At 70.3% G+C, this 9030-nt stretch carries 7 protein-coding genes; 2 read left to right on the top strand and 5 right to left on the bottom strand.

Features of this window, described 5'->3' with window-relative positions:
* Positions 1-251 precede the first annotated feature (251 nt).
* Positions 252-641: an SHOCT domain-containing protein gene (locus AC08OO_RS20440; protein ID WP_476607820.1), complete on the top strand. Its 390-nt coding sequence runs from the start codon at positions 252-254 to the stop codon at positions 639-641.
* A 69-nt stretch (positions 642-710) separates the two neighbouring features.
* Here the strand turns inward: AC08OO_RS20440 and pgl are convergent, their stop codons facing one another.
* The 4 genes from pgl to tal all read right to left on the bottom strand — a co-directional run bounded on the left by pgl (position 711) and on the right by tal (position 5398).
* Positions 711-1508: a 6-phosphogluconolactonase gene (pgl, locus tag AC08OO_RS20435; RefSeq protein WP_476618926.1), complete on the bottom strand. Its 798-nt coding sequence runs from the start codon at positions 1506-1508 to the stop codon at positions 711-713.
* A complete protein-coding gene (locus AC08OO_RS20430) occupies positions 1505-2587 on the bottom strand; it encodes a glucose-6-phosphate dehydrogenase assembly protein OpcA (RefSeq protein ID WP_476618925.1) in 1083 nt (360 codons plus the stop codon). Before AC08OO_RS20430 ends, pgl begins: the two co-directional genes overlap by 4 nt.
* A gap of 20 nt (positions 2588-2607) precedes the next feature.
* On the bottom strand, positions 2608-4140 hold the full coding sequence (gene zwf / locus AC08OO_RS20425; RefSeq protein WP_476611358.1) for a glucose-6-phosphate dehydrogenase: 1533 nt from the start codon (positions 4138-4140) through the stop codon (positions 2608-2610).
* A 142-nt stretch (positions 4141-4282) separates the two neighbouring features.
* Entirely contained in the window at positions 4283-5398 is a 1116-nt protein-coding gene (tal, locus tag AC08OO_RS20420) for a transaldolase (protein ID WP_476611359.1), read from the bottom strand.
* Between the two features lie 931 nt (positions 5399-6329).
* Between tal and AC08OO_RS20415 the strand changes: the two genes are divergently transcribed.
* Entirely contained in the window at positions 6330-7199 is an 870-nt protein-coding gene (locus tag AC08OO_RS20415; protein ID WP_023841562.1) for a heme o synthase, read from the top strand.
* 166 nt (positions 7200-7365) lie between these two features.
* Here the strand turns inward: AC08OO_RS20415 and AC08OO_RS20410 are convergent, their stop codons facing one another.
* Complete coding sequence (locus tag AC08OO_RS20410) at positions 7366-8805, bottom strand: hypothetical protein (protein ID WP_476618924.1); 1440 nt, start codon at positions 8803-8805, stop codon at positions 7366-7368.
* Positions 8806-9030: the final 225 nt, after the last annotated feature.

The raw sequence follows: 9030 nt of genomic DNA, 5'->3' as shown, positions 1-9030 counted from the left end.
GTGTCCCCATCGTCCCCCGCGCCCCCGGCCTGACCGGACTGCCGGCTGACCGGACTGCCGGGTGAGCGGGTGAGCGCGCTGGGCGGTCCACCCCCGGCGGGTGAGGCGGCGAGACGGGGGGACGGCCCGGCGCGGGTATGAACGGACCGGGTCAGAAACCGGGTCCGGGCCGGAACCGGGGCCCAGGACGCCGGGACGGCGGTGGCCCGTCCAGGCCACCGCCCGACCATGGCGTGGACAGGAGGTACTCCGTGGATCCCGATTTTCCGCTACTCAGCGTCTTCCTCTATATGCTGTGGTTTTTTGCTTTCATCCTGTGGCTGTGGCTGCTGTTTGCGGTGATCATGGATGTGTTCCGCAGCCAGGATCTGTCCGGATGGGCGAAGGCCGCCTGGACGGTCGCGATCCTGGTGCTGCCCTGGCTCGGCGTGATCGCCTACCTGATCGTGCGGGGTGGCAGCATGCACGAGCGCAGCCGCGCCGCGGCGCAGCGCGACGAACAGGCCTGGCGCGCCTACCTCCAGGAGGCCGCCGGGACGACGAGCGACGCCGACGAACTCGGCAAGCTCGCGCACCTGCGCGACCGGGGGATCATCAGCGAGGCCGAGTTCGAGCGGGGCAAGACCAAGATCCTGACCTGATCCGCCGGTGCCGTCCCGTGGGCCCGGCCCACGGGACAGGTCTACGGGACAGGTCGTCCACGGACCGTGTCACCGCCAGCCGGGCAGCCGGGAGGCGGCGGCCCGGTCGGCGAGCCACAGGCTGCGGTCGCGGCCGACGGCTCCCGTCGCCGGGATCGTGATCGGTCCCGCTCCGGAGAACGACGCCGCGACCGCATCGGCCTTCTCCTCCCCGGCGACGATCACCCAGACCTCGTGGGCGGACTGGATGGCCGGCAGGGTCAGCGTGACGCGTTCCGGCGGTGGCTTGGGGCAGTCATGCACGGCCACCACCGGTTCGGTCGCGACGACCGCGGGGGAGTCCGGGAACAGCGAGGCGATATGGCCCTCCGGGCCGAGCCCGAGGAGCACCACGTCGAAGCTCGGCACCGCCGATCCGGCGACGGCACGGGTGGCCAGCAGCGCGGTGTACTCCGCCGCGGCGGACTCCGGATCGGCATAGCCGGAGGCCGAGGCCCGTCCCTCGACGTCACCGCCCGCGGTCGGGGCCGCCAGATGACCCATCGGGAAGATCCGTTTGGGATCCACCGGGACGTGATCGAGCAGCGCCTCCCGCGCCTGCCGCTCGTTGCGGTCGGGCGAGCCTGCCGTGACGAACCGCTCGTCGCCCCACCAGATGTCGACCTTGCCCCAGTCCACCGCGTCGAGAGCCGGGTTCGATCGCACCGCCCGCAGCAGGGCGATGCCGATGCCACCGCCGGTCAGGACGAGTGAGGCCTCCCCGCGGGCCGTCTGGGCGTCCACCAGCCGGGTGATCAGCCGGGCCGCGGCCGCCCTGGCCAGTACCCCGGCGTCACGATGGAGGACGAGCTCTGGCTCGGCCGTCATGCGCCACCCACCGTCCGTTCGTTGTTCGGGGCACTCGTCATCGGGGCGGTGCCCGACGTCGCGGTGCCCGACGTCACGGCGCCGGCGGCCAAGGCGTCCGTGGCGCCCACGGTCCGGTCCATCGGGTCCCGCCAGATGTGCTCTCGGTGCGGCGAGCGTCTGGTCAGGTTCGGCAGGCCGCTCCAGGTACCCAGGGCCTCGGCGTAGACGGCGTCGTCGTCGAGCCGGCGCAGCTCCTCGGCGAGCAGGTCTCCGACGCCCCGGTCGGCCAGAGGCAGTACCCGGTCCGGATAGCCGGTGCGGGAGATCATCGCCGAGCGGGAGTCGGTGCGGGAGACAGCCAGCCGGTCCCCGTCGAGGGCGACGGCGACGGCCGTGATACCGGGCCGGCCGCCCGTCTCGTCGACCGTCACCGGGACGGCGAGCCTGTTCTGGAGCCAGCCGGCGAACAGCTGGGCGCTTGGATCGGCCCGGCCTGCGGTGATGACAGCTGAGTCCGGCCGCTCGCTGACCACCGCATCGAAGGCGGCGGCGAGCAGGGTACGCCAGGGCGACAGCCTGGTCCAGGACAGGTCCGTGTCGCCGGGGGCGAAGTCCGCGGCCCGCTGGAACAGCGCCGACAGCGGATCCGGGCTGGCGGTGACGTCGGTGACCCGCCGGTCGGCGAACACGCCGAGCGGGTCGTAGGCGATCCGGGCCGGCGGCTCGTCGTGCCACCAGGTGACCACCGGGGCGTCCGGTGCGAGCAGGGGAAGCACGACCGATTCCGCGTGCAGCGCCAACCGGCCGGACATCCGCATCACGACCGCTTCGCCCGGGCCGAGCCGACCGCCGATCGAGACCTCGGCGTCGAGCCGGGGATGCGACACGTCAACCTGCCGGCGGACGACGATCAGTAGCCGGCACGGATGGGCCGAGGCCGCCAGCGTCGCCGCGCCCTCAGCGGCGCTGACGTGCTTTTCGTCAACGACGACGACGAGGGTCAGCGCCAGACCGAAGGCCAGGGCTCCGGCCGCCCGTCGTTCGGCGGCGAGGGCCTTGACCACCTCAGAACCGGTGGTGTCCCACAACGTGGTCACGAGGGGCTCCTAATCCATGGTCATGGCCGCCGCCACCGGCGACCGTCGTGGGCGAGCATCTCGTCGGCGGCTACCGGACCCCAGGTGCCGGCCCGGTAGCGGTGCGGGGTGGTGCCCGCCCAGTGCCGCTCCAGCGGATCGACGATCCGCCAGGACTCCTCGACCTCCGCGTTGTTCGGGAACAGCGTCGCGTCGCCGAGCAGCACGTCGAGGATCAGCCGTTCGTAGGCCTCCGGCAGCGCCTCGGTGAACGCCTCACCGAACAGGACGTCCATCGCGACGTCCCGGACCTCCATCGCCGAGCCGGGGACCTTGGAGCCGAACTTGAGCGTGACCCCCTCGTCGGGCTGCACCCGGATGACCAGCTGGTTGTTGCCGAGCTCGGTGGTGGCGGTCTTGTCGAATGGCAGGTGCGGCGCCTTTTTGAAGAAGATGGCGACCTCGGTGACCCGCCGTGGCAGCCGCTTGCCGGTCCGCAGGTAGAACGGCACCCCGGCCCACCGGCGCGTCTCGATGCCGAGGCGCACCGCCGAGAAGGTCTCCGTCCGCGACTGCGCAGGGATGTCCTGTTCGTCGAGGTAGCCCGGGACCCGCTCCCCGGCGAGCCAGCCCTGCTCGTACTGCCCCCTTACCGCGTAGCGGTTGAGGTCCATGGGCAGCGACACCGCGCGGAGCACCTTCAGCTTCTCGGTGCGGATGGTCTCCGCGCCGAAACTGACCGGCTCCTCCATCGCGGTCAGGGCGAGCAGCTGCAACAGGTGGTTCTGGAGCACGTCCCGGGCGGCGCCCGTCTCGTCGTAGAAGCCGGCCCGGGTGCCGATCCCGACGTCCTCGGCCATGGTGATCTGCACCGAGTCGACGAACTGGGAGTTCCAGATCGGTTCGAACAGAGTGTTGGCGAAGCGCAGCGCGAAGAGGTTCTGGACCGTCTCCTTGCCCAGGTAGTGGTCGATGCGGAACACCCCGGACGGGGTGAAGACGTCGTCAACGAGCGCGTTGAGCTGCCGGGCCGACTCCAGGTCGTGACCGAACGGTTTCTCGACGACGACCCGGCGCCAGCTGCCCGAACCCGCGGCCGAGGAGAGCCCGGTGCGCTGCATCTGCTTGAGCACGACCGGGAAGGCCGACGGCGGGATCGACAGGTAGAACGCCGCGTTGCCACGGATACCGTGGGAGTGCTCCAGGCTCTCCAGCGTGCGGGCGAGCCGGTCGAACGCGGCGTCGTCGTCGAAGGACCCCGGCAGGAACCGCACGGAGCCCGCCAGCCGGTCCCAGACCTCCTCGCGGAAGGGTGTGCGGGCGCCCTTCTCGGCGGCCTGCCGGGCGAACTCGGCGAAGTCCTCGTCGGACCAGTCCCGGCGGGCGAACCCGAGGAGGACGAAACCCGGCGGCAGCAGGCCGCGGTGGGCCAGGTCGTAGACGGCGGGGATCAGCTTCTTGCGGGCCAGGTCGCCGGTAGCGCCGAACACCACCAGGGCGCTCGCGTCCGGCAGGCGCGGCAGTCTGCGGTCACGTGGGTCCCGCAGCGGGTTGGTACTCACCGTGGGCGCCACCCGTTCCCCCTTCGTTCTGCTTGTGGTCTCTCCGAGGTTGTTTCACCAGGGACCGTCGGGTGTCCCTGAACGACGCTGAGACGATCATCACGGCCGTGGCGATGGCCGTGGCGACCGTCACGGCCACGGCCGGCGCCAGGCCTTACGCGGACGAACTGGGTGAGCCCAGGTGCGCCGCGATGGTGTCCAACAGCTGGGTCCACGAGTCCTCGAACTTCTGCACGCCCTGGCTCTCCAGGGTCCCGATCACGTCGTCGAGATCGATTCCGACGGCCGTGAGCTGGGCGAACACCTCATGGGCCTCCTCGTAGCGGGGGCGGATCGTCTCACCCGTCACCGACCCGTGGTCGGCGAACGCCTCCAGGGTCGCCTCCGGCATCGTGTTGACGGTTCCGGGCGCGATCAGCTCGGTGACGTAGATCGTGTCCGGCAGGGACGGGTCCTTGGTGGAGGTTGACGCCCACAGCGGGCGTTGGGGCTTCGCGCCCGCCGCGGCCAGGGCCGCCCAGCGGGGAGTGGCGAACGCCTTCTCGTACCGCTCGAAGGCCAGCCGGGCGTTGGCGACGGCGGCCCGGCCGCGCAGCGCCCTCGCCTCCGGGGTGCCGATCTTCTCCAGCCGCTGATCGACCTCGGTGTCCACCCGGCTGACGAAGAACGACGCGACCGAGGCCAGGTCGGAGATGTCGCGCCCCGCGGCCAGAGCCTTCTCCAGACCGGTCATGAACGCGTCGATCACGGCGTCGTACCGGTCGAGTCCGAAGATCAGCGTCACGTTCACGCTGATGCCCTGGGCAAGCGTCTCGGTGATCGCCGAGAGGCCGGCCCGGGTGGCGGGAATCTTGATGAACAGGTTGGGCCGGTCGACCAGCCACCACAGGGCACGCGCCTCGGCGAGCGTGCGCTCGGCCTCGTGGGCGAGCCGGGGATCGACCTCCAGGGACACCCGGCCGTCGACGCCGCCGCTGGCGTCGTAGATGCCGCGCAGCACGTCGCAGGCGTCGCGCACGTCGGCGGCCGTGATGGCCCGGACGGCCTCGCCGACGTCCACGCCGCGGATCGCCAGGTCGTGCAGCTGCTCGTCGTACAGGTCGCTCGAACTGATTGCCTTCTGGAAGATGGTCGGGTTGCTCGTCACGCCGACGACGCCGCGGTTCTCGACCAGGTGGGCGAGGTTGCCGGTGCGTAGGCGGTCCCGGCTGATGTCGTCCAGCCAGACCGCCACTCCGGCGGCTGAGAGCTCGGACAGGGGATTGCTCATCGGGCTGACTTCCTCTCCGCGGGCGGTGGCGTCCTCACCATGTCTCCAAGGCCTCCAAGCTGTTCTCGCGCTTCATGGCTGTTCTCGCGCTTCGGATGGGCGCACCCCCTTCAGGGCACTACCCTCTGGGGCCGGCTCCATCCCAGTCTGTTTCCAGTCTGATCCCAGTCTGCGGATCCCCGTGACAGTCGGGTGGCGGTTGGGAGAACAACGCGCACGACGAGTGGAATCCCGGTCCCTGCGGTCCCTGCGGTTCATGCCCGATGCCCGATGCCCGCCGTCCATGCGCCATGCCCACCGTCGCTGTCCGATGCCCCACGCCAGTACATGTCGGTCGCCGCCGCCCGGGGGGCCGCGTGGCGCGGTTGTGAGAGAGGACGCAGGACGGCGGCGGGGGTCCGGGCGCGGTCGACGCGCGTACGCAGCGCCGCGGCGGCTAGACTCCGACACGTCGTAGAACACCGTCCGCTCCGACTTTCGGGGCACCGTCCCGCGTGGGTCGCCCGTCGATCCCGCCGATCGCGAGGTCGCTCTGTCTACCGAGGCCGTCCTTCGTCACCGGCATGTCCCCGCCCGCGGACCGGGGCGGGCGGGCGCCTCCAAGCCAACGACCGCGGGGCCCGTACTCTCGTCCCCGCTCACCCTTCCCCCGGCCCAGAGCCCTCCTGGTGATCAGAGCACTTCTGGTGATCAGAGCACGCCTGGTGGCGCGGACGTGCCGCTCCCGTCGCCGCCCGCCGAGACCGTCGGCACGGCCGGTGGCGGCACTGATGGCAGGCTGGCAGCCGGTTCCCTCGCCGCCCTGGGTACCGTCGGGTCCGTGACGTCACCGTCGGTCGAGGCAACGGCCGTACCGGCGCCGGAGGCCGGCGGCCCGCCCGCCGACGGGCTCCCGGGCGCCGGGCACGCCACCCGCGGGGGCTGGGCGGCCGTGTCGGCGAAGGCCCGCGGCTATGTCGCCCTGATGAAGCTGCGCGTGGTCGAACTGCTGCTCATCACCACCGTCCCGGTCATGATGCTCGCCGAACGGGGCGTGCCGTCGCTCTGGCTGATCGCCGTGACCCTGGTGGCGGGAACCCTCGCCGCCGGCAGCGCGAACACGATCAACTGTTACGTCGATCGTGACATCGATCAGATGATGGGCCGCACGAAGCGCCGTCCGCTCGTGCGGGCGACCGTCACGCCCACGGAGGCGCTGACCTTCGGCATCGTGATCGGGATCGTCTCGACGCTGCTCTTCGGTTTCCTGGTCAACTGGCCCTCCGCGCTGCTGGCGGACGGGGCGATCGCCTTCTACGTCTTCGTCTACACCCTCGGGCTGAAGCGCCGCACCCCGTCGAACATCGTCATCGGGGGCGCGGCCGGCTGCTTCCCCGTCCTGATCGGATGGTCGGCGGTCACGGGGACCGTCGGCTGGGCCGCGGTGCTGCTGTTCGCCGTCGTCTTCTTCTGGACCCCGCCGCACTTCTGGGCGCTGGCGATGAAGTTCCGCGACGACTACGCCGCGGCGGGCGTCCCCATGCTGCCGGTCGTCGCCTCCGTCCAGGTCGTCACCCGGCGGATGCTGGGCTACGCCTACGCGATGGTCGCAGCCTCGCTCGCGGTCGCTCCCGTCGCCTCCACCGGCCCGGTCTACCTCGTCGCCGCCGTCGCGGTGGGCGCCTGGTTCCTGGTCGAGTCGCACCGGGTCGCCCGCCGGGCCCGGCACGGCGAGGACCCGAGGCCGATGCGCCTGTTCCACATGTCGATCACGTATCTGACTCTGCTGTTCGTGGCGATCGCCGTCACCGCTCTCGTCTGATCTCGCCCGGCCCCACCGATCCACCCCACCGACCCCGCCCCGTCCTGATCCCGGTGTCACCGGGATCAGGACGGGGCGTTGTTTAAAAAACAAAAAAGAGTAGAGAACTTTGGCGACGATCATTCTTTGGTTCTGTTTGTACAGGTCAGCCTGGTAGGGCTTTCGGTTAGTCGTGGCGGGTGAAGTCGTCGATGGTGGCGGTGAGGGCCTGGGCGTCGGGGGCGGCCTGGTAGATCGGATCGTCTTGAAGGGCCTTGCCGAGTCGGCGTACACCCTCCCGTATGGGGAGGACCCGGTGCTGTGGGGGGATGCCGAGGACGGGGCGTAGGGCGTCCTCGGCGGCATCGAGTGCGTGGAGTCGAACCCGGGCAAGGGTGAGGTCGGCGCGGGCGATCGCTTCGGAGTTGTGGGAGCGGTCGGCGTGGGGGGCGTGCTGGTAGGCGGTGAGAGCTTCGTCGGCTGCCTGTTCGGCTTCGGCGGGGTTGGGGAACCATGCGGCGGTCCCGGCGACGATGCCGAGTTGTTCGGGCAGGGACAGGCGCATGAGCCCGCCGATTTCGTCGAGATCATCGGGTTGGACGCGTTCGCGGATGCGACGGCTGTGCAGCAGTGCGGTGCGGGACCGGTCGGTGTCGCCGAGGGCGGCGTGGGCGCGGGCCTGCTGCACGGACGGTAGAACGGCGATGGAGCCGCGTACGCGGTCGGTGTCGAGGGTGGCGAGTGCGGTGAAGTGGATGGATTCGGCGGGTCGGCCCATCCAATAGGCGGTGGCGGCCTGTTCGGTGCGGACGATGATGCGTAGGCCGGGATGGTCAGCGCGTTCGGCGCACATGAGTGCGGCGTTCTGGTAGGTCAGTGCCCGGTGCGTCTGGCTGAGGTCGCGGGAAGCGTGGGCGAGCATCGCGCAGACGAGGCCCCCGAGTAGGTGGAGGTCTCGGATCTGGTGGGGGTCGATGGGGTCGTCGAGTAGGCGGAAGATGGCCTTGCGCGTCACGGTCAGGTCGTCGACAAGCAGACTGAGATGGTCGCCGTAGGAGCGGGAGAGACGCCGGACCTCGTTCCACAGGAGAGCCAGGATCTCCGGGGCGGGTGTGTTCTGTGCCCGGGTGAGAAACTGTAGGGTCTCCTCCGCGTCCGTGGCCGCGGTGAATACCTCGACGTCTGGATGTCCCCCGGAGGACCGTGGCCCCGTCGCATTCGTCCAAGATGCGGCGATGTGCAGTGGTTCCCCTCGACCTGTCTCGCGTCCGATGTCGGCGGCGGGATGAGTGGATGCCCATGGTGTCTGCGGTGGCTGTAGTCCCGGGGAGGTCACGAACTCAGCTACGGCTGCTGCGGTCGTGCTCACGTTGCCGGCTGGGGCCATCAGTTCGTCGATGGGGTGTCCGCAGAGGGCTTCGAGGACGTCGCTGGCGGACGCGCGGGGTTTGTGGACGAGGGTTCCGGCGAGCCATCGTTTCGCCTGGCGTTCGCTGACGGTGTCGGCTTTCGCCTTCAGGGTCCGGGCGGTCGTGTCGTACTGGCGGCGGAACTCTTCGAGTGTCCATCCGCGTGTGCGGACCCAGTGCGCCAGCAGCGTACGGGGCTCTCCGGGGGGCGGCGACATACGCGGACTCCTTCGCTTGGCGGGGACCCGCGAAAGTCCGGGGCAGATCCGTGGAGCTGGGTTTACGCAAGCATCGCTGACCGGTGGACGGTATGTCACGTCTGTGCGTGTGCCTGTCCCAAGAGGCCCGGAAGAGGCCCTCGAAACGACATGATGTCTTTACCCAGTGCCACAGGGATATCACAGAACAGGTCTCATCAGGCGTCACTATGAGGCGCTTGGAAA

The organism is Frankia sp. CeCAU1 (assembly GCF_977971845.1).
This window is presented reverse-complemented; position numbering and strand designations above follow the sequence as displayed.

Excerpts from the sequence above, each read along its gene's own strand:
- pgl (WP_476618926.1), bottom strand. The coding sequence starts at position 1,508 with ATGACGGCCGAGCCAGAGCTCGTCCTCCATCGTGACGCCGGGGTACTG.
- tal (WP_476611359.1), bottom strand. The coding sequence starts at position 5,398 with ATGAGCAATCCCCTGTCCGAGCTCTCAGCCGCCGGAGTGGCGGTCTGG.
- AC08OO_RS20410 (WP_476618924.1), bottom strand. The coding sequence starts at position 8,805 with ATGTCGCCGCCCCCCGGAGAGCCCCGTACGCTGCTGGCGCACTGGGTC.